This window comes from Pseudomonas yamanorum (assembly GCF_013386765.1).
GTDB classification, from domain to species: Bacteria; Pseudomonadota; Gammaproteobacteria; order Pseudomonadales; family Pseudomonadaceae; genus Aquipseudomonas; species Aquipseudomonas yamanorum_A.
Map to the genome: position 1 here is coordinate 1 of NZ_JACARE010000032.1, position 23063 is coordinate 23063.

The 23063-nt window shown below is 61.5% G+C and carries 18 protein-coding genes, 1 tRNA gene and 4 pseudogenes; 12 read left to right on the top strand and 11 right to left on the bottom strand.

From position 1 onward, the window contains the following. Positions 1–171: 171 nt before the first annotated feature. The 3 genes from HX875_RS23680 to HX875_RS23690 are packed head-to-tail and all read right to left on the bottom strand — an operon-like array spanning position 172 to position 4052. Positions 172–1551, bottom strand: a complete 1380-nt coding sequence (locus tag HX875_RS23680; protein ID WP_177046165.1) for an efflux transporter outer membrane subunit — start codon at positions 1549–1551, stop codon at positions 172–174. An 18-nt stretch (positions 1552–1569) separates the two neighbouring features. Beyond that, positions 1570–3024, bottom strand: coding sequence for an MFS transporter (locus HX875_RS23685; protein ID WP_177046167.1), 1455 nt, complete (start codon positions 3022–3024; stop codon positions 1570–1572). Then, complete coding sequence (locus HX875_RS23690; RefSeq protein ID WP_177046169.1) at positions 3021–4052, bottom strand: HlyD family secretion protein; 1032 nt, start codon at positions 4050–4052, stop codon at positions 3021–3023. Before HX875_RS23690 ends, HX875_RS23685 begins: the two co-directional genes overlap by 4 nt. A gap of 104 nt (positions 4053–4156) precedes the next feature. On the opposite strand from HX875_RS23690, the gene HX875_RS23695 reads away from it, so the two are divergent. Both HX875_RS23695 and mug read left to right on the top strand, forming a co-directional pair. Continuing rightward, the gene (locus HX875_RS23695) at positions 4157–4780 is read left to right on the top strand and encodes a TetR/AcrR family transcriptional regulator (RefSeq protein WP_169387562.1); all 624 of its coding nucleotides are present in this window, start codon (positions 4157–4159) and stop codon (positions 4778–4780) included. Beyond that, on the top strand, positions 4777–5292 hold the full coding sequence (gene mug / locus HX875_RS23700) for a G/U mismatch-specific DNA glycosylase (protein WP_177046171.1): 516 nt from the start codon (positions 4777–4779) through the stop codon (positions 5290–5292). Before HX875_RS23695 ends, mug begins: the two co-directional genes overlap by 4 nt. Here the strand turns inward: mug and HX875_RS23705 are convergent. Genes HX875_RS23705 through HX875_RS23720 form a run of 4 tightly spaced genes read right to left on the bottom strand, consistent with a single transcriptional unit; the run spans position 5259 to position 9465 of the window. Beyond that, a complete protein-coding gene (locus HX875_RS23705) occupies positions 5259–6407 on the bottom strand; it encodes an agmatine deiminase family protein (protein WP_177046173.1) in 1149 nt (382 codons plus the stop codon). The two genes, mug and HX875_RS23705, sit on opposite strands and share 34 nt — an antisense overlap. Positions 6408–6427: 20 nt before the next feature. Beyond that, entirely contained in the window at positions 6428–7513 is a 1086-nt protein-coding gene (locus HX875_RS23710; protein ID WP_177046175.1) for an extracellular solute-binding protein, read from the bottom strand. Between the two features lies 1 nt (position 7514). Next, positions 7515–8408, bottom strand: coding sequence for an N-carbamoylputrescine amidase (gene aguB, locus HX875_RS23715; RefSeq protein ID WP_177046177.1), 894 nt, complete (start codon positions 8406–8408; stop codon positions 7515–7517). A 4-nt stretch (positions 8409–8412) separates the two neighbouring features. After that, positions 8413–9465, bottom strand: coding sequence for an agmatine deiminase family protein (locus HX875_RS23720; protein ID WP_177046179.1), 1053 nt, complete (start codon positions 9463–9465; stop codon positions 8413–8415). A 134-nt stretch (positions 9466–9599) separates the two neighbouring features. Between HX875_RS23720 and HX875_RS23725 the strand changes: the two genes are divergently transcribed. Next, positions 9600–10469, top strand: a complete 870-nt coding sequence (locus tag HX875_RS23725; protein ID WP_177046180.1) for a LysR substrate-binding domain-containing protein — start codon at positions 9600–9602, stop codon at positions 10467–10469. On the opposite strand, the gene HX875_RS23730 is transcribed toward HX875_RS23725, so the two are convergent. After that, positions 10466–12511, bottom strand: coding sequence for a prolyl oligopeptidase family serine peptidase (locus HX875_RS23730; RefSeq protein WP_177046182.1), 2046 nt, complete (start codon positions 12509–12511; stop codon positions 10466–10468). The two genes, HX875_RS23725 and HX875_RS23730, sit on opposite strands and share 4 nt — an antisense overlap. 311 nt (positions 12512–12822) lie before the next feature. Here HX875_RS23730 and HX875_RS33235 point away from each other — a divergent pair. The 6 genes and pseudogenes from HX875_RS33235 to HX875_RS23755 all read left to right on the top strand — a co-directional run. Beyond that, positions 12823–13530: pseudogene (locus tag HX875_RS33235) on the top strand (cache domain-containing protein); the annotation flags it as partial. Positions 13531–13899: 369 nt separating this feature from the next. Further along, positions 13900–14388: pseudogene (locus tag HX875_RS33240) on the top strand (methyl-accepting chemotaxis protein); the annotation flags it as partial. Between the two features lie 163 nt (positions 14389–14551). Further along, positions 14552–15295 (top strand): gluconate 2-dehydrogenase subunit 3 family protein, encoded by a 744-nt coding sequence (locus tag HX875_RS23740; protein WP_177046186.1) that lies wholly within the window; start codon positions 14552–14554, stop codon positions 15293–15295. A gap of 2 nt (positions 15296–15297) precedes the next feature. Continuing rightward, positions 15298–17073, top strand: coding sequence for a GMC family oxidoreductase (locus HX875_RS23745; protein ID WP_177046188.1), 1776 nt, complete (start codon positions 15298–15300; stop codon positions 17071–17073). Between the two features lie 12 nt (positions 17074–17085). Then, the gene (locus HX875_RS23750; protein WP_177046190.1) at positions 17086–18411 is read left to right on the top strand and encodes a cytochrome c; all 1326 of its coding nucleotides are present in this window, start codon (positions 17086–17088) and stop codon (positions 18409–18411) included. Between the two features lie 265 nt (positions 18412–18676). After that, positions 18677–18946, top strand: a complete 270-nt coding sequence (locus HX875_RS23755) for an Ada metal-binding domain-containing protein (protein WP_177046192.1) — start codon at positions 18677–18679, stop codon at positions 18944–18946. Positions 18947–18993: 47 nt separating this feature from the next. Here the strand turns inward: HX875_RS23755 and HX875_RS23760 are convergent. After that, positions 18994–19257 (bottom strand): annotated as a pseudogene (locus tag HX875_RS23760) (glutathione binding-like protein); the annotation flags it as partial. Between HX875_RS23760 and HX875_RS32875 the strand changes: the two are divergent. Then, positions 19257–19385, top strand: a pseudogene (locus tag HX875_RS32875) (TetR/AcrR family transcriptional regulator); the annotation flags it as partial. The pseudogenes HX875_RS23760 and HX875_RS32875 sit on opposite strands and share 1 nt — an antisense overlap. Positions 19386–19562: 177 nt before the next feature. Then, a tRNA-Asn gene (locus HX875_RS23765) sits at positions 19563–19638 on the top strand. Between the two features lie 162 nt (positions 19639–19800). On the opposite strand, the gene HX875_RS23770 is transcribed toward HX875_RS23765, so the two are convergent. Next, the gene (locus HX875_RS23770; protein ID WP_177046194.1) at positions 19801–20505 is read right to left on the bottom strand and encodes an SDR family NAD(P)-dependent oxidoreductase; all 705 of its coding nucleotides are present in this window, start codon (positions 20503–20505) and stop codon (positions 19801–19803) included. Between the two features lie 290 nt (positions 20506–20795). On the opposite strand from HX875_RS23770, the gene HX875_RS23775 reads away from it, so the two are divergent. Further along, positions 20796–22178, top strand: coding sequence for a glycerophosphodiester phosphodiesterase family protein (locus HX875_RS23775; protein WP_177046196.1), 1383 nt, complete (start codon positions 20796–20798; stop codon positions 22176–22178). 5 nt (positions 22179–22183) lie between these two features. Here the strand turns inward: HX875_RS23775 and HX875_RS23780 are convergent, their stop codons facing one another. Then, positions 22184–23059 (bottom strand): pirin family protein, encoded by an 876-nt coding sequence (locus HX875_RS23780; RefSeq protein WP_177046205.1) that lies wholly within the window; start codon positions 23057–23059, stop codon positions 22184–22186. Positions 23060–23063 lie beyond the last annotated feature (4 nt).

A 23063-nucleotide genomic window follows, 5' to 3' on the forward strand; every position in this document is an offset into this window, starting at 1 on the left:
CCGACAGGCGGGGCAGAGCCCTTTGCTTACTTTGGGCTGGGCCGGCATTCCGGCTTTTCCAAAGTGAGTCGCTGTAAGAGCAAAACCATAAGCCGCCGTTACCTAAATAACGGATATGCCCCCCCCGGGGGTATCGCGAAGTGCATCGTAATAACTCATCTGTTGACTCCACTAGCGTTTGAAATCGTTGACCGAACGACCACCGAGCGCCACGAACAAGCGCACCGTGTCGAGGTGTTGGGCAGTACCCGCCCGCAGTTGCCCGAGCAAGGCCTGCTCATAGGCCCGTTGTGCCTCCAGCACTTGCAGCAAGCCGTTCTCCCCTGCCCCATAGGCTTGCTGGTTCAGGCGCAAACTGTTGTCGGCGGCCTGAAGCGCGGCGGTCTGCGCCTGGTATTCCTCGGCGTCGTGGTTGATCGCCTGCAGGGTGTCTGCAACCTGGCCGAAAGACTGGATGACGGTCTGCTGGTAGTGGGCGAGCGAGGCGTTGTAGCCCTCCACCGCCGCCTGGCGTTCGGCACTGAGGGTGCCGCCGTCGAAGATCGGCCCCGCCAACCCAGCGGCAAAACTCCACAGCGCGGCACCGCCATTGCCCGACGCCGCCTGGGCCAGGGACGCGGACAGTTCCACATGGGGATAAAGATTGGCGGTGGCCACGCCGACCGCCGCACTGGCCGCATGCAGTTCGGCTTCGGCTTGCTGCACGTCCGGGCGGTCGTGGGCCAGCTCGGACGGCAGGCTGACAGGCAGCGTGCCGGCCGAGGCAAATTCAGCCAGTTCGAAGTCCGGTGCGCGCCAATCCGCCGGGCCCTTGCCGGCCAGGATCGACAGCGCATGCCGCGCCGCGTCGCGCTGCTGGGCCAGTGGCGGCAACAGCGTGCGGTCCTGCGCCAGCCGCGTTTCAGCCAGGGACACCTCCAACTGCGTCGCCGCGCCACTGTGTTGCGCTGCACGCACCAGCTCGAGGTTTTTCGCGTCGGTGGCGAGCAAGCTCTGCACCGCCTCCATCTGCGCGCTGGCCGAGGCCATCAACAGTGCCTGGCTGGCGACGTCGCCCGTCAGCGTCAGGTAGGCCGCTTCGAAGCGATGCCGTTGGAGATCGGCAAACGCCTGCTGTTGCTCGACCCGGCGCTGATTGCCGCCGAACACGTCGAGGTCGAAGCTGACCTGCGGCCCCGCGCCATAGAAATTCGCCACCGCAGGCCGAGCGGCGTTATGCACACGCTGGCGCCCCGCTTGCGCGGCGAAATCCACCCGCGGGAAAAGCGCGCCCTCCGCCGCCGCCACCGAAGCAGCCGCCTGGCGCAACGTGGCGTCCGCCGCCGTCAGCTCAAGGTTGCCGGCAATCGCCCGGCGCATGACGCTGTCGAGCTTGTGAGAATGAAAGGTCGACCACCAGTCGACATTCACCTTCTGGTTGAACGACACGCGCTGTTCGGCCTGCACGTCATAGTGCTGCGAAGCGGCAACGGACGGCGCCTGATAGTCCGGACCAACCGAACACGCGGACAGGGTCATGACGGCCGTGATAACAAGCCCATGGGGTTTCATTTGGCACACTCCGGAAAACTAATGGGTCGTGACAGGTTTACGCAGCAGCAGAACCAGCGGGCTCACCACCAGCATTGCCCACAGCAGAATCTTGAATTGGCCGAGCACCGCGATGAAGGCGGCCTGGCCGGTGATGGCTTCGTTCAGCGCGCCGAAGCCCGCCAGGGACGTCGATGCCGGCACCGAATGCACGGTCAGATGACTGGCCAGCGCCACATGCATCGCCTGGGTGTTGTTGAAGAAAAACCACTGCACCACCGCCACGCCGAGGGTGCTGCCGTAAACCCGGGACAGGTTAAACAGCCCGCTGCCTTCGGGGCGCAAGGTTGGGTCGAGGGTGCTGAACGCCACCCGGGAAAGCGCCGGCATCAACAGTCCCAGCCCGGCGCCCTGGATCGCGCCGGCCACCGCCACCGGCCAGCCGTCCATCAAGGGTGAATAACCGAGCATCGAGTGGTTGGCGTAGATCACCACGGCGATACCTGCGGCTACGAACGGGCGGCCATCCCGATGCGCGGGCACCCGGTTCATCAGCCAGAACGCACCCAGCAGACCCACGCCACGAGGGAGGGTGAGGAAGCCCGTGGTGTCCGGCGGGAAGCCCAGCAACTCATCCAGCATCGGCGAGGTCATGGCCATGGTTGGCAGCAGTACGAAGCCGACGGCGAAGAAGATAGTGGTCGACAGCACGAAGTTGCGGTCGCGCAATAAGCCCTTGCTGATGAAGTGCGTGCTGGAGGTAAACCGGTGCACGGCGAACAGGTAGAACCCCAGGACGCTGGCGGCGGCCTCCAGCCAGATCTCCGGCGAGTCGAACCACTCCAGGCGCTGGCCACGGTCGAGGAGCATTTGCAGGCCGATCACGCCGAGGGTAAAGCTGGCAAACCCTGCAAAATCAAACACCGGCGCGCTGTTGGCTTTCTTCTCGGGTTGCAACAACGCCACGACCAATGCGGTGTACGCCAACAGCGGCAGGCTGGCGTAGAACATCCAGCGCCAGCCGAGATGTTCGCTGATCCAGCCGCCAATCGCCGGGCCGCTGACGATGCCCAGCAACCCGATGGCCGTCCACAGCGGGCCGAATTTGGGCCGTCGTGCCGGGGCAAGTGTCTCCAGGGCGATGGCCATCGACAGCGGCGCCAATACGCCACTCGCGGCACCCTGGATAACCCGTGCGCCGACGAACTGCAGCGAGGTGGTTGCCCCGGTCGCGAGCAGCAAGCCGAGGGCGAAGATCGCCATCGCCGCCTGGTAAACCGCCTTCACGCCGAAGCGCGCGGCCAGCCATTGGGCCACCGGCAAGGTGATCGCGCTGGCGGCCAGGTACGAGGTGAAAATCCACCCCGCCTCGTCGTCCGTCATCGACAGGCTGCCCTGGACAAACCTAAGAGCCGAGTTCGGCAGCGATACGTTGACCGCCTGCAACCAGGTCACCAGCAAGGCTGTGAACCTGAGGGTGCGTGCGCCGTTCATGGGCCGGTCCTGATATCAACCGTCACCGTGGCGCTGGTGCCGGAAAACAGCGGCAAGTCGGCGTTGGCATCATCCAGCTCCAGGCGCACCGGCACCCGCTGCACCACCTTGACCCAGTTGCCGGTAGCGTTTTCCGGCGGCAGCAGCGCGAAGTCGGCGCCGGCACCCGGGCTCAGGCTGGTGATGTGGGCCTTGAAGGGATGATCCGGGTAGGTGTCGAGCCTGATGGTTGCCTGCTGGCCGGCGCGCATATGGGTCATCTGGGTCTCGCGGAAGTTGGCCTCAACCCAGGTGCGACGGGGCGACAGCAAGGCGAAGGCCGGCGCGCCGCTGTTCAGGTAATCGCCGACTTGCACGTCATCCACCTTGGCGACGACGCCATCGTCGGGGGCATAGACCGTCGCGTATGAGAGGTAGAGTTGCGCCTCGTCGAGTTGCGCCTGGGCCTCGCGAATCGCGGGATGGCGGTCGATATCGATGTCAGGATTGCCGTTCAGCGCCACCACGGTATTGGCGATCTGCTGCTCAATGGACGCGACACGTTGCCGGGCGACTTTCAGGTCGGTGTCGGCCCGTTCGAACACGGCCTGGGACACAAACTCGGTGGCCACCAGGGCCTTTTTACGGGCGAACTCCTTCTGGTCAAAACCCGCCGACTCCCTGGCCGCTTGCAGCTCGGCCTGCTGTTGCCGGTAGCTGGCCTTGAGGCCTTCGATACGCAGGCGCGCCACGCTCAATTGGGCCTGGGTGCGGTCGACCGCCACCTGGAACGGCTCCGGGTTGATCCGCAACAGCACCTGCCCTTTGTGCACCGCCTGGTTGTCCTCCACGGCAATCTCGACAACCTGCCCGGACACCCGCGCATTGATCGATGCTTTCGCCACCCGGGCATAGGCGTTATCGGTGGATACGTACGGCGCATCCTGCAGGTAATACACATACCCTGCCGCGGCGACGAGTACCGGCAAGCCCACCATCAACAGTAAACGCCAGGGGGTGCGGGTCGTGTTTTCCAACGCATTGCTCATGATCGAATCACCTTTGCTGAGCCCGGGATTTCTGGGGATCTAATTTTGTGCGATGATGTAAGAATATCGACCCACCCACCTCTACTCAAGGATTTTTGTACGCTATGGCACAAAAAAAGATCACAGAGGCAAAAGGCCGTGGCCGCCCACGCGCCTACGACCCTGAAACGGCGCTGCAAAAAGCCCTCGGGGTGTTCTGGAGTACCGGGTATTCCGGCGCCTCACTGGACGGCATCGCCACCGCCGCCGGGATGAACCGGCCAAGCCTGTACGCCGCATTCGGCGACAAACACGCGATCTACCTCAAGGCGCTCGAGCAGTATTGGGGCCTCGCGTCAGCCGCCATCGACGAGGCGCTGGACGACCCGAGCCTGACGTTGGCGGACGCGCTGATGCGCCTGTATGAAGGCCAGCTGTCGATCTATTTTTCGGGGGACGGCGAGCCACGGGGCTGCTTCATCATCGGCACCGCCACCACCGAAGCGGTCGAGGACGCCGAGATTCGCGCCGTGCTGTTACAGCGCCTCGACGCACTCGACGCTCATCTCGAAACCCGCCTGCGCACCGCCATTGAGGCCGGTGAATTGAAAGGCGGTGCAGACCCGGCGGCCGTCGCCGTCCTCGCCGCCTCCTTGGTGCACAGCCTGTCGATACGCGCACGGGCGGGCAAACCCCACGCCGAGCTGATCGCCCTGGCGCGCAGTGCCGTGCAGGTCATCTGCGGATGAAGGAAGGACTGGAAGACATTCTGGCCGAGCATCTCGCCGTGATTTTTTGCGGGATAAACCCGGGGCTGAAGGCCGCCGCCACCGGGCATCACTTCATGGGCCGCAGCAACCGGTTCTGGCGCACCCTGCACCTGGCCGGGTTTACGCCCCATGAAGTGCCGCCGGAAAACGACCGCACGATCCTGGAGTATCAGTGCGGGCTGACCACCGTGGTGGAGCGGCCTACCGCCCGGGCAGATCAGTTGTCGGCGGATGAATTCAAGGCAGCGGCAGCGCGTTTTGAAAGCAAGATCACCCGTTACGCGCCGCGGTTTGTCGCGTTTCTGGGGAAGGCGGCCTATAGCGCGTTAAGCGGGCAGCGGGACATTGCGTGGGGGTTGCAGCCGCGAAGACTGGGGACGTCAGCGGTTTGGGTTTTGCCCAATCCCAGCGGCAGGAACCTGGGCTTTACCCAGGCACAGTTGGTCGAGGCATACGGTCAACTGAAGCTGGCATCGCGCGCCCCTGCCTGAACCGCCGGCTGGTGACTGGTCACACAGTGAATCCCGCCGCCGCCCGCTGCAATCGCATCGATATTGAGCTGCACCACCTCGCGCTCCGGATAGAGCCTGGACAGTAGCTCAAAGGCTTTTGCGTCGGCCACCTTGTCACCGAACTCGGGCGCAATCACCGCCCCGTTGATGACAAAGTAGTTGATATAGCCCGGTGCAAAATCCGGATTGTTGCGATTGAAACGGCTCTTGCGTGGATTAAGCGGCGGCGACACGGTATGCACCTGCAGCGGTCGGCCGTCTGCATCGGTGGCCCGCTTGAGGATGTCCAGGTGCGCCAGCGTGACCTTGTGATCATAGGATTCGGGGTCGGTGTCGAGGTTGGCGATCACCACGCCCGGCTTGACGAAACGCGCATAAAAATCCACGTGGGCATCGGTGATGTCTTTGCCCTTGATGCCCGGCAGCCAGATGATTTTGCGCAGGCCCAGCCGCGCCTTCAGCTCGGCCTCGACGTCGGCCTTGCTCCAGCCGGGGTTGCGGTTGGCATTGATCCAGCTGCTTTCGGTCATGATGCCGGTGCCGTGACCATCCACCTCGATGGCGCCGCCCTCACCCACCAGTTCGCTGCGAATCGCCTGGGCCTCGGTGACTTCAGTGACCAGGGCCGCTACCTGCGCATCCTCGGCGTGCTGCTGCTTGTTGCCCCACCCGTTGAAGTTGAAATCCACCGCGCCCAGGCCGCCCTGGCCGTCGATGACAAAGTTGGCGCCGGTGTCACGCATCCAGATGTCATCCAGCTCGGTGACCACAAACGTGGCGTTGCGGGTGCCGCATTTTTCTTCAGCCAGCGCTCGCTCCTCTTCCCGACAGAACACGGTCACCGGCTCGTGACGGGCGATGGCGCGGGCGATCCGGCCCAAGGCTGCTTGCACGTCGGGCGTAAAGTCCTCGTGAATGGCCTCCTGCGCGCCAAAGGCAATGAACGCCTGCTGATGTTTTTCGCCTTCGTCGGGCATGAAACAGTGGCCCTCGGGGGCGGCCTGTGCCCAGCGCGAGACCAGCCCGACGGACATGGCAGCGCCCAGGGTGGCAACCACCGATACCTGTTTGATGAATTCGCGACGTGTTGCCATGGGTACCTCTGGAAGTTGGATCATTGGATGGGAGCGGTTTTGAATTTGGTCCATACGCGCATGCGTGCACGCATGTCCGCCTGGGGGATGTCTTTTCCCGGGATCAGCCGTTCAAACGTGGCCTCGTCCGGGTAGATCTGCGGGTTGTTGCGCATCGCCGGGTCAACCTCGGGACGCGCCTTGGCGTTTGCCGTGGGGTAACCGGTGAAGTTACTGATGGCGGCCATGTTCTGCGGGCGCATCACGAAATTGATGAACGCGTAGGCGTACTCCGGATGCCGGGCATCCACGGGGATCGCCATGGTGTCCATCCACACCGTGGTGCCCTCACGAGGGATGTGATAGTCGAACGTGACCTTTTTTCCGGCTGCGTCCGCCGCCCGTTGCGCCTGGGTCATGTCGCCGCTGTAGCCGAGGGACAGGCACAGGTTGCCGTTCACCAGGTCGGTCACCGGCTGCGACTGGAACTTGCGGATGTAGGGCCGCAGCTTGAGCAACAGCTCGCTGGCGGCGGCCAGGTCGGCCGGCTTGGCGCTGCGCGGGTCACGCCCCAGGTAATTGAGGGCCACCGCCAGCACTTCGTCCGGTGAGTCGATCAGGGAAATCCCGCAATCGGCGAACTTGGCGGCCAGCTCCGGCTTGAACAGCAGGTCGAGACTGTTGACCGGCGCGTCCGGCATGCGCTGTTTGATCTGCTCGGTGTTGTACGTCAGGCCGATGGTGCCCCAGGTGTAGGGGACGGTGGCGTTGTTCGAGTAGGTGTAGTGCGCGCGCAACTTCTGCAAACCGGGCTCGATGTCATTCAGGGCGGTGAGCCTGGACTGATCCAGCGGTTGCAGGCTGCCCGCGCGCATCAGCCGTTCGCCCACAGTGTCGCCAGGAAAAATCAGGTCATAACCGCTGCCGCCGGCCATCAGCTTGGCCTCCAGGGTTTCGCTGCCGTCCATCACATCGTAGATCACCTGGATCCCGGTTTCGGCGGTGAAACGCGACAGCGTGTCCTCGGCGAAGTAATCGGCCCAGTTGTAGAGCTTCAGGGTTTTTTCTTCGGCGTGCAGCGACGACGCCACCAGGGCCCCTAGCAACAGCGTGCAGATAATCTTCATGTCAAAGCCCTCGGTAGGTGTGATGACCGTCCAGACTCAACAACCCGCCATACATTTCCGGGCGACGGTCACGGTAGATGCCCCAGGTCAGGCGGTCCTCGCGCATCGTCGCCAGGTCGAGGCTGTGCACCAGCACGCCGGTGCTGTCGCGGTCAGCTTCGGCGAGCAGCTTGCCCTTGTGATTGCAGATAAAGGACGAGCCGTAGAAGTCCATCTGCAAGGTCGGGTCGGTGGTCGCTACCTCGCGGCCGACACGGTTGGCAGCGACCACCGGCACCAGATTGGCGGCGGCGTGCCCACGCATGGTCATCTGCCAATGGTCCCGGGAGTCGAGGGTCGCGCAGCCCGGTTCAGAGCCGATCGCCGTGGGGAACAGCAAGACTTCAGCCCCCATTAGCGCCAGGCAGCGCGCGGTTTCGGGGAACCACTGATCCCAGCAGATACCCAGGCCGATACGTCCGAACGCGGTGTCCCAGACCCGAAAGCCGGTATCGCCGGGGCTGAAGTATTCTTTCTCCTGATAGCCGATGGCGTTGGGGATATGAGTCTTGCGATACACCCCGAGTAACTGCCCATCCGCATCGGCCACGCTCAGCGAATTGAAACAGGCATTGCCGGCCTTTTCGAACCAGCTGAGGGGCAGAACCACGCCCAATTCCCGGGCCAGGGCGGCAAAGCGTTTGAGCACCACGCTGTGCCGGTATTCCTGCGCCAGCGCCAGGTGTTTGTGATGCTGCTCGATGCAAAAGTATGGCGTGGCAAACAGCTCTTGCAGCAGGATCACCTGGGCGCCCTGCTTGGCCGCGTCACGTACCAATTGCTCGGCCAGATCGAGGTTCGCGGGCAGGTCCCAGGTGCAGGGCATTTGCGTGACAGCAATCGTCAGTACGGTCATGGCATCACCCCTTCACCGGCCAGGCGGGTTGCTGTTGGGTGATGCAATGCACCCCGCCGCCGCCATGGGCCAGGTGATTGATGCGCACCGGTACCACCACGCGCCCAGGGAAAGCACGGGCTAGGACATCGGCGGCAATCTGGTCGGCGTCGATGCCATAGGCAGGCATGATGATCGCGTGGTTGGCGATGTAGAAGTTGGTGTAGGAGGCGCAAAACACTTCAGCCTCAGTGTCCACCGCGTCGGTGGCTTCATGCAGGTCGATCATCTCGAACCGGCGGCCTTGGGCATCGGTGGCCAATTCCAGGGCCCGACGGTTTTCCCGCACCACCTCGGCGTACACCGAATGGGTGTCATGGGTGGCATCCACCAGCAACACGCCGGGGCGGGCAAATGCGCACACGCCATCGACATGGCCGTCGGTCATGTCACCGGTCACATGGTCGGGATCGCCCGGCAGCCAGATCGTTTTCTTCACACCCAGCAAGCGCGCGAAAATCTCCTCGATCTCGGCCTTGGTCACCCCTGGATTTCGATTGGGGTTGAGTAACACTGATTCGGTGGTGATCAACGTGCCTTCGCCATCCACATGAATGGCGCCGCCTTCGTTGCTCAACGGTGTGCCCAGGCACTCCACGCCTAGGTGATTGAGCACCCGGCGCGCCAGGCTTTCATCCAGATCATGGGCCGACTTGCCGCCCCACGCGTTAAAGCGCCAGCTCACACCGGCGAGCCCCTGTTGCGGATGGCAAACAAAGCTCGGGCCGGAATCGCGACACCAACTGTCATTCACCGCCAGTTCGATCAATGCAATGTTCGGCCCGCACAACGCTTTGGCGCTGGCCACAGCGCAAGGATCGACGATCATTTTCACCGGTTCAAAACGCGCAATCGCATTGGCGACACGGGCAAAATCCTCCTGCACCAGCGGCAATGTAACGCCCCAGCCGGACTCCCAAAGCGTTTGGTTATGCGGCCAGACCATCCACGTCGCCGCATGCCTGGCCCACTCCGCCGGCATCCACCAGCCACCGTTCTGAATTTCATTCTGCTGCATGACAAATACCTTTGAGTTAAGTCATTGTGTTCAATGAAAACTGCCTGCGAGGTCTTGGCATGCATGCTACGGCTGTAAAAACGGGCTAACAAACGATGGATTTTGTGGAAAACTGATTAGAGGAACTTATCAGCATGCTTAACCATTGGCCGCCTCTGGGCACCCTCCGCGGCTTCGAAGCCGCCGCCCGGCTGGGCAGTTTCCACAAGGCCGCCGAAGAACTGCACCTCACTCAATCGGCCATCAGCCAGCAGATTCGCAGCCTTGAAGCGTACCTGGAGCAACCGTTGTTTTTCCGCAGTGGGCGCAGCGTCAGCCTGACCGATGCCGGGCACGATTTCCTCAGCACCACCCAGGCGCTATTGCAGCAATTGGCCGTGGGCGTTCGTCGCCTGGGCCAGTACCGCAAACCCAACCAACTGGTGCTCAACACCACGCCGACCTTCGCCCGTCACTGGCTGCTGCCGCGCCTGGAGGATTTCCGCCGCCAGCACCCGGAAGTGGACCTGTGGATATTCAGCACCGACGAAGTCCCGGACATGGCCAGCCAGACCATCGACCTGGCCGTACGCGACGACATCAGCTCCCAGGCCGAATGCAGCTTCAAGGTGCTGCATGCCGACCGCCTGTTCCCCGCGTGCAACCCACGCGTGCTGGCACTGCCCAGGGAGCAGCGCACCACCCTGCACGGCGAACGGGAGATGGATTGGAGCCATTGGGCGGTGGAGGCAGGGATTGATGTGGGGCAAAAAGATCAGGGACTGAATTTCTCCGACCCCGGGCTGTTGCTGGATGCGGCGTGTACCGGGTTGGGGATTGCGCTGGTCAGCCAGTTATTAAGCCGACAGGCATTGGAAGACGGGTTGCTGCAACCGCTGGTAGAGGCAACCATTCGCGGGCCCAATTGGGCCTTGCTGACCCACCGTGACAGCGAGAACAACCCGCTGGCACGGTGTTTCATTGAATGGTTGACGAGCAACCTGGTCACCGCCGGAGCCGATTAGTCCCGGCTGGCGCTCAGCTTCTCCCACAAGAAGCGGTAGACCAGCGCACTCATATGCGCAGCCTGTGCATTGTCCGCCGCCCCGCCGTGCCCGCCCTCGATGTTCTCGTAATACGTCACGTCCTTGCCGGCCTCGATCATCTTCGCCGCCAGCTTGCGGGCGTGGGCTGGATGCACGCGGTCATCGCGGGTCGAGGTCAGGAGAAACACCGGTGGGTAGGTCTTCGCCGGATCAAACAGGTGGTACGGCGAAAACGTCTGGATGTACGCCCACTCTTCAGGCACGTCCGGGTTGCCGTATTCCTCCATCCACGACGCCCCGGCCAGCAAGTGGTGGTAGCGCTGCATATCGAGCAACGGCACCTGGGACACGATCGCACCGAACAATTCCGGGTATTGGGTGAGCATATTGCCGGTCAACAGGCCGCCGTTACTGCCGCCCTCCGCGCCCAGGTGTAGAGGTGAGGTAATCCCGCGGGCGATCAGGTCCCGGGCCACCGCCGCAAAATCTTCATAGGCCCGCCCACGGTTCTGCTTGAGTGCCGCCTGGTGCCAGCGCGGGCCGTATTCACCGCCACCGCGAATGTTGGCAACCACGTACACGCCGCCTTTCGAGAGCCAGGCGCGGCCTACTTCACCGGAGTAATTCGGGGTCAGGGAGACCTCGAAACCGCCATAGCCATAGAGCAACGTCGGCGCCGTGCCATCGAGTTGCAAGTCCTTGCCGCGCACCATGAAATACGGCACACGGGTGCCATCCCTGGAGACCGCGAACTGCTGCTCGATCACGTGCCGGCTTGAGTCGAAAAACGCCGGCAGGGTTTTCAGCACCTCGGGCGCCTGACCGATCTCGGCCAGCGCCAGGGTGGTGGGCGTCAGGTAATCGGTGGTCACCAGCCAGACGGCATCACTGTCGTCGCTGTCCACTGCACGGGCATACACCGTGCCCATGCCGGGCGCCCCCGTGAACGGGCTGTGCTGCCATCCGTTCGCGCCGGGCGTGAGCACGCTGAGGCGACTCTTGACGTGATCGAGCACGTTCAGCACCAGGTGATTCAGGGTCCAGATAAACCCTGTCAGCGATGTGCTGTCCGTGGGCGTGAACAGCACTTCGAAATCCCGCTGGCCCGCCATGAAGCGATCAAAGTTGATCGCCAGCAACGAGCCGGAAACAAACACTTCATCCGGCGCCCAGTCCTCGCGCAGCTCCAGCAGCAGCCAGTCTTTATGCACCGACTTTTCAGCCGAGTTCGGCGCATCGATTTTGCTCAACCGGCCATCGTTGCCCCGCAGGTACAGCTCGTTGTTGTAGAACGCCAGCGTACGGCTGACGAAGTCACGCTCATAGCCGGGCGTGTCGTCGTGCATCGCCGCGATGTACATATCATCCGGCACGCCTTCGTAGACAACACGGGCAGCACTCAGCGGCGTGCCGCGCTGCCACTGCTTGGCAATGCGCGGGTAACCGGAGCGGGTCATCGAGCCTTCGCCAAAATCGGTGAAGACATACACGTTGTCACGGTCGATCCAGCCCAGGCCGCCCTTGGACTCCGGCAACTGGAAGCCGTCTTCGACCCAGGTCTTGCTAGCCAGATCAAACTCCCGTGTGACACCCGCATCAGCCCCGCCGCGCGACAACTCCAACAGGCAGCGCTGGTAATCCGGGCGCAGGTAATCAGCACCGTGCCACACCCAGTTTTCGCCTTCGGCGGCGTTCAGTGCATCCAGGTCCAGCAGCGTTTCCCAGGCGGGTTGCGCCTTGCGGTACTCCGCCGGGGTGGTGCGACGCCACAGGCCGCGCGGGTGAGCGGCGTCCATCCAGAAGTTGTAGTAATAGGCGCCGACCTTGTTGACGTGGGGGATGTTGCTGTCCGAGTCCAGCATCTCCAGCACCTCGGTTTTGATTTGCTGGAAGCTGTCGGAGCGGGCGAGCCGGTCTTCGGTCTTGAGGTTCTGGGCCTGTACCCAGTCCAGTGACGGGGTGCTGTCGATGTCTTCAAGCCATAGGTAGGGATCGGGGGTAGTTTGGTGAGCTGTTGACATGCTCGAGTCCTGTCGAAAATTGCGGTGAATATCTCGTGGGTACCCGCTGGGGTATGAGCCCCAAGCTGATCATTTCTTCAGGCGCGAAGCGCACTAATTATAAATTGACGTCAAAATGCCATCATTCTTTATCAAGATATGTCTTACCGGGTCGATACGTTACAAAACCACACTGACCTGAGGGCATATCGTTCATGAAGCTTACAGTCAAAGGCAAGTTGCTGTGTCTGGCCATCATCCCCGCATTGTTGTTCGCATTGATTATCAGCGGCCTTGCGTCGTGGATGCTGCAGCGCACTGCCGATCAGCAAATGCTCGAAACCCGAGAAGGTTTGATCAAGCGCAATCGTGACGTACTGAAGAACTATGTCGAGGTGGCCCTGACCACCATCAAGCCGCTGCACGACGCCTCGGCAAAGGGCGATATGGCAGCCCGGGACAAGGCCCTCGAGTTGCTCAAGCCAGTGAAGTTCGGCGATGAAGGCTACTTTTTCGGTTACGACACCAAAGGCGTGCGGGTCTTCCGTGGCGACAGCACCGCCGGGGTCGGCAAGAGCTTCTGGGACACCCAGGACCCCGACGGCTCCTTCCACTACCAGACGTTTGTCGAAGTGGCCAGGAACGGTAAGCACTACGTCGATTACTTCGCGCCCAAACCCGGCCAGGAAAGCGTGCAGGTGCCCAAGCTGGGCTACACCGTGTACCTGGAAAAATGGGACATGGTGCTCGGCAGTGCAATCAATATGGATGACATCGACGCCGCCATGGCGCTGGAGCAGATAGCGGTCACCGAACGCACCCGCGCCCTGCTGGGCAGCATCTTCCTGGTGACCCTGGTGTTGCTGCTGGTCACCGCAACGGCCGGTATCTGGACGGCCAATGGCGTGGTCCGCCCGCTGCGTGTGCTCAAGACCAACCTGGATGACATCGCCGCCGGTGAAGGCGACCTTACCCATCGCCTGGCGATCACCAGCAACGATGAATTGGGTGACCTGGCCGCCTCGTTCAACCGGTTCATCGACAAGATCCACACCATGGTCAGCCAGGTGGCGAAGATGACCACCGACCTCGACGGCCTGGTGCATCAGGCGACCCAACAAACCCTGCGCTCCGAACAAGCGATGCAGCGCCAGCGCAACGAGACCGACCAGGTCGCCACCGCGATCCACGAAATGTCAGCCGCAGCCCAGGAAGTGGCGCTCAGTGCCCAGCGTGCGGCCCAGGCGGCGGCAGAGACCGACCAGCAAGGCCACGCCGCCCGCAAGGTGGTGGGCGACAACATCACCGGGATGAGCGCACTGGTGTCGGATATTCGCCTGAGCGGTACCAGCCTCGACAGCCTACAGCAGGATGTACGCTCCATTGTCTCGGTGCTCGACGTGATTCGTTCGATTGCCGACCAGACCAACTTGCTGGCACTCAATGCCGCGATTGAAGCCGCGCGTGCCGGTGAGGCCGGCCGTGGTTTTGCGGTGGTGGCCGATGAAGTTCGTGCACTGGCCAGCCGCACGCAACAGAGCACGCAAGAGATCCAGGGCATGATCACGCGCCTGGAAGCCGGCACCACCGCCTCGGTGGCCGCGATGCACCGTTCGACCGAAGCCGGCGAAGGTGCCAATCAGCAGACCAACGAAGTGGGGGTTTCGCTGGATTCGATCTCGGACCTGATCGGCACCATCAACGCAATGAACGCGCAGATTGCCAGCGCCGCCGAAGAGCAGACCTCGGTCGCCGAAGAGATCAACCGCAGCGTGCATCAGATTGCAGGCGCGGTGGAAAGCCTGGCCGACGAAACCGAACACAGCGCGCGCACCATGCGCGATGTGTCTGCGCTGGGGGCCAACCTCAACAGCCTGGTGCGCCAATTCAAGATCTGACCCGGTGCGCCATTGCCTTGAAACAGGGGGCGATAGCTGTTTTAGTGACGACTTATTAGTTAGCTTGATCATTATTAGGTAGCGATTCAATTGCCGTCTTCGGGCGGCAAATCATAAGAAAAACCAACGCACACCCGTGTTTAGACTCAGGAGTGAGTAACCGATGTCCGAGAACGATACCTCCCCAGGGCGTCGCGACTTTTTACGCAAGTCGTTGACGCTGATCCCCGTTGTCACACTGGCCAGTACCGGCCTTTCCTCCGGCGCCTTCGCGCAGACCCCGGCCAGTGACAGCCAGGCTGGCACGCCAGCACCGGCCAGGGTCGATGATTACAAACCGACGTTTTTCACCCCGCAGGAGTGGGCCTTCCTGATGGCGGCCTGTGACCGCTTGATCCCGTCCGATCACGTCGGCCCCGGCGCCGTCGAACTCGGCGTGCCGGAGTTTCTCGACCGGCACATGCAAACGCCCTACGCCAACGGCGGCATCTGGTACATGCAAGGCCCCTTCGTCGAAGCGGCCCCGGAGTTCGGCTACCAGGGTCGCCTGACGTTGCGCGAAACCCTGCGGGTCGGGATCAAGGCCATCGACGCCAGTTGCCAGAAGACCTTCGCCGGCAAGACCTTTGCCGAGCTCTCGACGGCCCAGCAGGAAGACCTGTTGAAGAATGCCGAGAGCGGCAAACTGGCACTGGAAGACATTTCCTCGAAGCTGTTTTTCAGCAACCTGCTCAACGAAGTGCGCAACGGCTACTTCGCCGACCCGTCCCACGGCGGCAACAAAAACATGGGCGCGTGGAAAATGATCGGTTATCCCGGCATGCGCGCCGATTACATGGACTGGGTCACGGTACGGGACAAGCCGTACCCGTTGCCGCCGGTCGATCTGGCCGGACGGAGGGGTTGAGCATGGCGAACATCAAACCAAAAGCAGACGTAGTGATTGTGGGCATGGGCTGGACCGGGGCAATCATGGCCAAGGAACTCACCGATGCAGGGCTGCACGTGGTGGTACTGGAGCGCGGTGCCGACCGTGACACGCAGCCTGATTTTGCCTACCCGAAAGTCGTCGATGAGCTTGAAGGTTCAGTGCATCGCCGCTACCTGCAAAGCCTGTCCCAGGAAACCGTGACCGCACGGCACAACCTGACCTCCACTGCCGTGCCGTATCGCCAAATGGGCTCGTTCAAGCCGGGCACCGGTGTCGGGGGTGCGGGCAGCCACTGGTCTGGCTGCCACTTTCGCGCACTGCCGGAAGACTTCAAGTTGCGCAGCAATACCGAGCAGCGCTATGGCGCCAAGTTCATTCCCGACGACATGACCATCCAGGATTTCCCGGTCACTTACGAAGACCTGGAACCGCACTTCGATCACTTCGAATACGTGTGTGGCACCTCCGGCAAGGCCGGGGTTATTCAGGGTGCGAAACAGGTGGGCGGCAACCCGTTCGAAGGGTCGCGTTCCCGTGAGTTTCCGTTGGGCCCGAACCCCAATTACCTCGGCGCAGAGATGTTCTACGGTGCAGCCCGCGAGATGGGCTGGGACCCGTACCCGATCCCCGCGTCCAACGCGTCGGCACCTTACGTCAACCCCTACGGTTGCCAGATGGGCCCGTGCAACGCCTGCGGTTTCTGCAGTGACTACGGTTGCCTGAACTACTCCAAAGCCAGCCCGAACATCAGCATTCTGCCGGTGCTGCGCCAGCGCAAAAACTTTGAGCTGCGCACCCATGCGCAAGTGCTCAAGGTCAACCTCGACAGCGATGGCAAGAAGGCCACCGGCGTCACGTACCTGGATGCCCAGGGCCGTGAAGTGGAGCAACAGGCCGACCTCGTGCTGCTGTGCGCGTTTTCGCTGTTCAACGTGCATTTGATGCTGCTCTCGGGGATCGGCAAACCCTACGACCCAGTGAGCGGTGAAGGCACCATCGGGCGCAACTACTCGTACCAGAACCTCAATCGCGTGGTGCTGTTTTTCGGCAAGGAAGTACAGGCCAACCAGTTCATCGGGATCGGTGGCGCAGGCACCACCATGGACAACCTCAACGGCAACCAGCTGGACAATGCCAAGGCCGGTTTTGTCGGCGGCGGGATTATCTGGGCACGCCAGCCGGGCGCTGGTCCGGTGCGCGGGATCAACGTACCGCCGGGCACGCCAGCCTGGGGCACGCAGTGGAAACAGGCGGCCAGCGATGCGTTCCGTCATTCGTTCTACTTCGAGGTGCAAGGTGCCTGCATGTCGTACCGTCAGCACTACTTGAGCCTGGACCCGACCTACAAGGACGGCTTCGGTCGCCCGCTGCTGCGGATGAACTTCGACTGGCACGACAACGAAATCAAGGCCTCGCAGTTCCTGGTGGGCAAGGCGCTGGAGATGTCGAAAATCCTCAACCCGACCGCCATGGCCGGCGACGCCAAGAAGCCGGGCGAGCACTACAACATCACCAAGTACCAGAGCACCCACACCTGTGGTGGCGCGATCATGGGCAGCGACCCGAAAACCTCGGCATTGAACCGCTACCTGCAGTCGTGGGACGTGCACAACGTGTTCGCCATTGGCGCCAATGCGTTCCCGCAAAACAACGGCTACAACCCGACGGGGATGGTCGGTGCGCTGGCGTACTGGTCTGCCACGGCGATTCGCGAGCAATACCTCAAAAACCCCGGCCCGCTGGTTCAGGCATAAGGAGAGAGATCGATGAAAAAGTTTCTCTTGAGCCTGGTTGGCTTGGCGGTGGCGGTGCTGGTGGTGTTGTTGGCATTCGCCTTCTGGCCGACCCACACCCGTACGTTGCAAGCAGCACCGCAAGCCGAGCAGGCGGCATTGATCGAGAAAGGGCGTTACCTGGCGGATGCCGGCGACTGCACCGCGTGCCACACCGCCAAAGGCGGTCAGCCGTTCGCCGGTGGCCTGCCGATCGCCTCGCCCATCGGCACGCTGTACAGCAGCAACATCACGCCGGACAAAGCCACCGGTATTGGCGGTTATTCGCTGGAAGATTTTGACCGCGCGGTTCGGCACGGTATCGCCGCCAATGGCAGCAGCCTGTACCCCGCCATGCCGTACCCGGCGTATGCCAGGGTCAACGACGATGACCTGCAGGCGCTGTACGCCTACTTCATGCACGGCGTCGCGCCGGTCAATGCCGAGAACCGCGCCAACGCGGTGCCGTGGCCACTGTCCATGCGCTGGCCGCTGGCGATCTGGCGCAAAGTGTTCGCCCCCGACCCCGACGTTGTGGCATTCAAGGCCGATGGCTACAAGGACGCCGACGTGGCACGCGGTGCCTATCTGGTCCAGGGCCTGGGCCACTGCGGCAGTTGCCACACACCGCGGGCGGTGACCTTGCAGGAGAAGGCGCTGGATGAATCCAGCCCGCTCTACTTGTCTGGCGGGCCGGTGATCGATGGCTGGCTGGCGGTGAACCTGCGGGGCAACCCGGCAGACGGCCTGGGCAGCTGGAGTGTCGACGACATCGTCGCGACCCTGCGCAGCGCCCGCAGCGAAACCCATGCGGTATTGGGTGGTGCGATGGGCGATGTGGTGGTTCACAGCACCCAGCACCTCAACGACCGGGACCTGCACGCCATGGCGGCGTACCTGAAAACGCTGCCTGCCGACGGGCGCCAGGTCTCGAGCTTCACCGCCGACCCGGCCACCGCCAAAGCCCTGGCTGCGGGGCAGGAAGGCAGCCGTGGTGCCGAGCTGTACATCGACAACTGCGCCGCCTGCCACCGTACCAACGGCCAGGGCGATGCACGGGTATTCCCGAAAATCGTCGGTAACTCGTCGGTGTTGTCCCAGGACCCGGTGTCGATGATTCGCCTGGTGTTGGCGGGCAGTAGCCTGCCGGCCACCGCGACTGCCCCTTCCACCCTGGGGATGCCGGGTTTCGCCTGGCGCCTGTCGGATGACGAAGTGGCACAGCTGCTGAGCTTTGTCCGCAATAGCTGGGGCAACCAGGCACCGGCGGTGAGCGCGGTGCAGGTCAAGCAAATCAGGGACACGTTACCGCAGCCGTAAGGCCACGCGATAGGTGACGAGGCAGGCTGACGTGCAAGGCGTCAGCCTGCTGATGTTCCTTGACGTTACATACCCGGGTCGAATACTCCGGCCGCGCTGAATCCCACCTAGTTGCCAGGTCGAAAAGCAGCAATCGGAAGTACGTAAGGTGTCCGACTTTGACCTTCTTTGAGGAATAAAAAAGCAAGAAACCGGATGCGCGGCCCGATCTGATAGGCGATACAGGGGAACGCAAGAGTGGGCCGTTACGGCAGGAGTACGGGCGATGGCTGAAAAAACCGCGTGGATGCTGATGGGCAAAGACGCCAACCTTTTCCCAAGCCACGAGCCGGGAACGCTGGGCGGCCACCGTCGTAGCAGGCTCTATGGAAAGCTCGACTGTCGTGCGGCGCTGCAAGCGATAGCACGCGGTGGTTATGTGAAAAATCGCGTGTTTTTTCTCGATGAAGCTACCGCTATAGCTGCGGGATATCGGCCTTGTGCTGTCTGTATGCCCGACGAATATCGCCGACTGGCACCGGCAATAAGTGACTGACTCCAACCTGGGTTGCCCAGCGCTGGAGTCAGTCACGGCTACCGACCTCAGGCAGTCGGGTCAGACATGCTCACCCTGTTCTTCACGCTCGGGCGCGCCTGCATACTGGCGTACCACGCTTGCAGTGCTTCGCACTCGGCTGGCACCGCCAGCTCCACCAGTTGGGCAAAGATCAACCCTCCTATAACAGTGATATCGGCCATTGAAAACGCCTCCCCCGCAACGAATGGCTGTCGTTTTAGTACCTCGTTGAAATAGTGCATGCCCCTGAGCGCCTTATCACGCTGACGAAAGCCCCACTCGACGTTTTGAAAGCCGGGGCCGGGCGATCTTCGCCGCAGTGGCCGGTGCCCAGTTGATGGCGAGGAGCCGCTCGGATATTGCGCTTTATGATGGGTTGATTGAGGGGTATCGGCAGGCGGGATTGCTGCCGGTGTAGCGATTGATGGCGCAAGCCGGGTTGCTGATTGCCAATGGGCCAAATGTTGGGTTTACCCAACAGCCGTTGATGGATGTGCACAGACAACTCAGGCGAGCCTTGGGAAATCGCCTGGGCAAATCCCCATCACCACATAAAGCTTGACTTCTCCTTTCCAATCAGTAACATACGGCGCATTCCGCGATAGCTCAGTTGGTAGAGCAAATGACTGTTAATCATTGGGTCCCTGGTTCGAGTCCAGGTCGTGGAGCCAGACAAGGTTCCAGAGAAGGCTTTCCAAATCTCTGAAACCAGCAAAAAACCCGCCTTCTGGCGGGTTTTTTCGTTTCAGCGCCCCGTCGAACTCCAGGGGATACAAGCCTCTTCGCAAATGCAGTGCGACGACTTGATCACGACAAGAAACCAGGCTGATCACTTACCAGGGAAGTGTCTGTATATGCTCTTCTTCCAGGCTATAGAAACGTGACGGATCTGGCCGCATCGCAATGAGTTGGAAAAGTCGCGCGGCAGAATCATCTGCTGTCAACTCCGCGCCATTGACGCCCATCCCAGTGCGTAACCGACCGGGATGAACGGTATAGCTCAACAGTCGGCCACCCAACTCGTCCACAACACAAAGCGAAAGCATATTGAGTGCCGATTTCGAAATTCGATAGGTATAGGAACAACCTGTTTTTGAAATGCACTCATCAGCATTTTGAGCAACAGAGCCGCGGCGCGAGGAAATATTGACTACTGTCGAGAGAGAGAACGATGCAGCCAATCGCTTTATCAATTGATCTGGTCCAATACAGTTTACCTCTAGCGCATGCCGCAACTCATCGGCGGTTTCATGGAAGATCGAGTGCTGCTTACTTCCGATGCCGGCATTGTTAATAAGTAAATCTACTGCTGTTATTCCTTTGCTGCTCAAGAAGTCTTCAAAATCCGAAAGATTGGCGTCCAGGTCTTTGGCCAAATAATCCAACGCAAATACCTCGTCGACTGATTTCGACTGGCGAAGCATGTTTAGTTTTTCCGGTGACTTGCTAACACCTACGACTTTGTAGCCAGCGAATTTCGCTTGAAGGCAAAGTGCGTTGCCATAGCCCCCGGTTGCTCCAGTGATGACTGCTATCATGAGGGACCTGAATGATTGAGTGAGTTGTGATTGTTCGGGCAATATAACTTTGATATCCACTCCGACTAGGGAGAACAAATTTTTCTTGGCTGGATATAACTAACTGTATCAAGCGTAGTGGTCAAGATCGCCTGCTCTGCACGGGTCATGGAACCGTTGAGTTTTCTAGACTCTCAACAAAAGGCAAACGGTTAAGGCTAAATACGCCCACACCCTGTCACAACGCTGTCATACGCCAACGCCAACATCCGCAGATACCCCGCCCCTACCCTCCTCTTGAAGGACAACACATGCACACTCGCTCAGGCCCGCCTGCGGTAAAAACCCTGCTCGCCCGTTTTATCGTTATCGGATGCGCGCTGACGGTGAGCGCGTGTGACAGTGTGACCGGGCGCGCACCTGCCGCATCGGCTGCGTTCAAGACCCTGGACGGTGCACCGCCCCTGGTGATCGGCCATCGCGGCCTGCCAGGGCTGTACCCGGAGGAAACCCGGGCGTCGTATGAACATGCGGCCGACGCAGGTGCGGATTCCCTTGAGCTGGACCTGCACATGACCAAGGACTGTGTACTGGTGGCTCGGCACAATCCCTGGTTAAGCGACAACACCAACATCAGCGACGTCGCAAAGACCAACCCCGAAATTGCACGCCGCAAGCGTACGGTTCCAGGCGTTTTGGTTAACGTCCGGTATCCTGCCACCGCCGAGAATGGCCCGGCCCAGTACCTGAGCGACTTGACCAACCCCAACGATCCAAAATCCGTATTGAAGTCTCTGATCGTGGATGGCGAAGACCACACCAACGACTGGTCAATCAGCGATTTCACCCTGGCCGAACTCAAGCAGTGGATCGGCGGCACAACCTACGATGCCCGCGACGAGCGCCCCACCGAACTCAACGGCAAACTGCCGATCCTGAGTTTCCAGGAAGTGATCGACATCGCGAAAGCCAAAAGCGCCGCCACAGGCCGCGTGATCACGACCTACCCGGAAAGCAAAAACCCGATCTGGAACAACGCCCAGGCGATTGCCAACGGGTGCGGCGCACCGGGCAGTCATCCGTTCGAAGCGGCCTTTCTCAAGACCCTCAAAGACAACAACCTCAATCGCAAAGACGCGCCGGTGTTTGTGCAAAGCTTTGACCCGAACAGCCTGAAATACCTGCGCTCCATCGGCCTGCACGCCAAGGCGGTGCAGTTGGTGGATGGCAACGGCGTGAACTTCAAGACCGGCGAAACCATTTTCATCACCGACAAACCCAACACCTTCGTCAGCGGCCGCCCGTACAGCTGGACCGTCGCGGGCGACCCTCGCTCCTTTGGCGCGCTGCTGACGCCGGCCGGCCTGGCCGAAGTCAAAACGTACGCCGACGGCATCGGCCCGTGGAAGCCGCAAGCAATGTCGCTGACCGCCGCTTCAGCGCAAAACCCCGGTTTGCCTGAAGTCGACACCTTCAAGCCCACCAGCCTGATCAGCGATGCCCACAAGGCCGGGCTGTTCGTGCATATCTTCACCTTCCGCAATGAAGCGAAGTACCTGGCAGGCGCCTACAAGGGCAACCCGGCAGCCGAATACCTGGCCTTTTTCCGGGCCGGTGTGGACGGTGTGTTTACGGACTTCACGCCGACTGCCGTGGCGGCCCGCACGACCTACCTGAAGGAAGTCATGCACTAAAGCGCCTACCGGAAGACGGGCACGCTGGTGGACGGATTCGCGCCCGCCAGGTGCTCACGCAACCGGGCGCCGATTTCGGCAATCTTTGCCTCTCCCGCACGCAGCGCCTGGGCGTTGGTGTGAACCGAGTAGTTTCCCAGCGCCAGGTCATAGGGATGAGGCGCTGCGGAACCGATCACGAACACCGTATCGCGGTGCATCGCTGTCAGCGTCACGGCACCGCTGCCGGGTTCGAACACAGCCATTTCCCCCGCCATGACCCGCCCGGGTGCACCAAGCTGTCCCCGGCTGACACTCAGCCACAATGACTCATGCCCATCGGGCGGCACATAGGTCCAGGACTCACCGTCCTGCAGGGTCACCAGCAGATAATTGATGCCCGCAGGTGCACGAACCGGGCTTTGCACGCCCTGGTATGCGCCAAGAATCACCCGGGCAGGGCCCGCTTGCGGCATCACGCCGGACGCCAGGTACTGGCTATCGACGCGCGCGTTTTCCAGCGATGGAGGCAGCGCAATCCACAATTGAAAGCCCTGGATCCGCTTCGATGTGCCTACCGACATTTCCTTGCCGTGCCACACGCCACCGCCCGCCCGCATCCATTCAACCCCGCCGTAGTCGAGGGTGCCGGCACCCGACTCGGCATCTTCAAAATGCAAATTGCCTTCGGTAATCAGGGTGACGGTGGCGATTCCCGAGTGCGGGTGCATCGGCATACCGTTGATAAATGAGCTCTCGCCTTCAAACAGATCAAGGAACACGAAAGGCTTGATCAGGTGCCCCAGGTCCGAAGGGCTCATCAGCCGGGCAATCGGGCCATGCCCACTGCCGGTGGTGCGGTAAGTGATTGCCCGAGGGGCGACGGTTTCATGCACGGTCATGGTG

Coding starts and splice junctions, on each gene's coding strand:
- HX875_RS23750 (WP_177046190.1), top strand. CDS start 17,086: ATGAAAAAGTTTCTCTTGAGCCTGGTTGGCTTGGCGGTGGCGGTGCTG.
- HX875_RS23755 (WP_177046192.1), top strand. CDS start 18,677: ATGGCTGAAAAAACCGCGTGGATGCTGATGGGCAAAGACGCCAACCTT.
- HX875_RS23690 (WP_177046169.1), bottom strand. CDS start 4,052: ATGAGCAATGCGTTGGAAAACACGACCCGCACCCCCTGGCGTTTACTG.
- HX875_RS23705 (WP_177046173.1), bottom strand. CDS start 6,407: ATGGCAACACGTCGCGAATTCATCAAACAGGTATCGGTGGTTGCCACC.
- HX875_RS23780 (WP_177046205.1), bottom strand. CDS start 23,059: ATGACCGTGCATGAAACCGTCGCCCCTCGGGCAATCACTTACCGCACC.
- HX875_RS23680 (WP_177046165.1), bottom strand. CDS start 1,551: ATGAAACCCCATGGGCTTGTTATCACGGCCGTCATGACCCTGTCCGCG.
- HX875_RS23720 (WP_177046179.1), bottom strand. CDS start 9,465: ATGCAGCAGAATGAAATTCAGAACGGTGGCTGGTGGATGCCGGCGGAG.
- aguB (WP_177046177.1), bottom strand. CDS start 8,408: ATGACCGTACTGACGATTGCTGTCACGCAAATGCCCTGCACCTGGGAC.
- mug (WP_177046171.1), top strand. CDS start 4,777: ATGAAGGAAGGACTGGAAGACATTCTGGCCGAGCATCTCGCCGTGATT.
- HX875_RS23695 (WP_169387562.1), top strand. CDS start 4,157: ATGGCACAAAAAAAGATCACAGAGGCAAAAGGCCGTGGCCGCCCACGC.
- HX875_RS23745 (WP_177046188.1), top strand. CDS start 15,298: ATGGCGAACATCAAACCAAAAGCAGACGTAGTGATTGTGGGCATGGGC.
- HX875_RS23730 (WP_177046182.1), bottom strand. CDS start 12,511: ATGTCAACAGCTCACCAAACTACCCCCGATCCCTACCTATGGCTTGAA.
- HX875_RS23740 (WP_177046186.1), top strand. CDS start 14,552: ATGTCCGAGAACGATACCTCCCCAGGGCGTCGCGACTTTTTACGCAAG.
- HX875_RS23685 (WP_177046167.1), bottom strand. CDS start 3,024: ATGAACGGCGCACGCACCCTCAGGTTCACAGCCTTGCTGGTGACCTGG.
- HX875_RS23725 (WP_177046180.1), top strand. CDS start 9,600: ATGCTTAACCATTGGCCGCCTCTGGGCACCCTCCGCGGCTTCGAAGCC.
- HX875_RS23710 (WP_177046175.1), bottom strand. CDS start 7,513: ATGAAGATTATCTGCACGCTGTTGCTAGGGGCCCTGGTGGCGTCGTCG.
- HX875_RS23770 (WP_177046194.1), bottom strand. CDS start 20,505: ATGATAGCAGTCATCACTGGAGCAACCGGGGGCTATGGCAACGCACTT.
- HX875_RS23775 (WP_177046196.1), top strand. CDS start 20,796: ATGCACACTCGCTCAGGCCCGCCTGCGGTAAAAACCCTGCTCGCCCGT.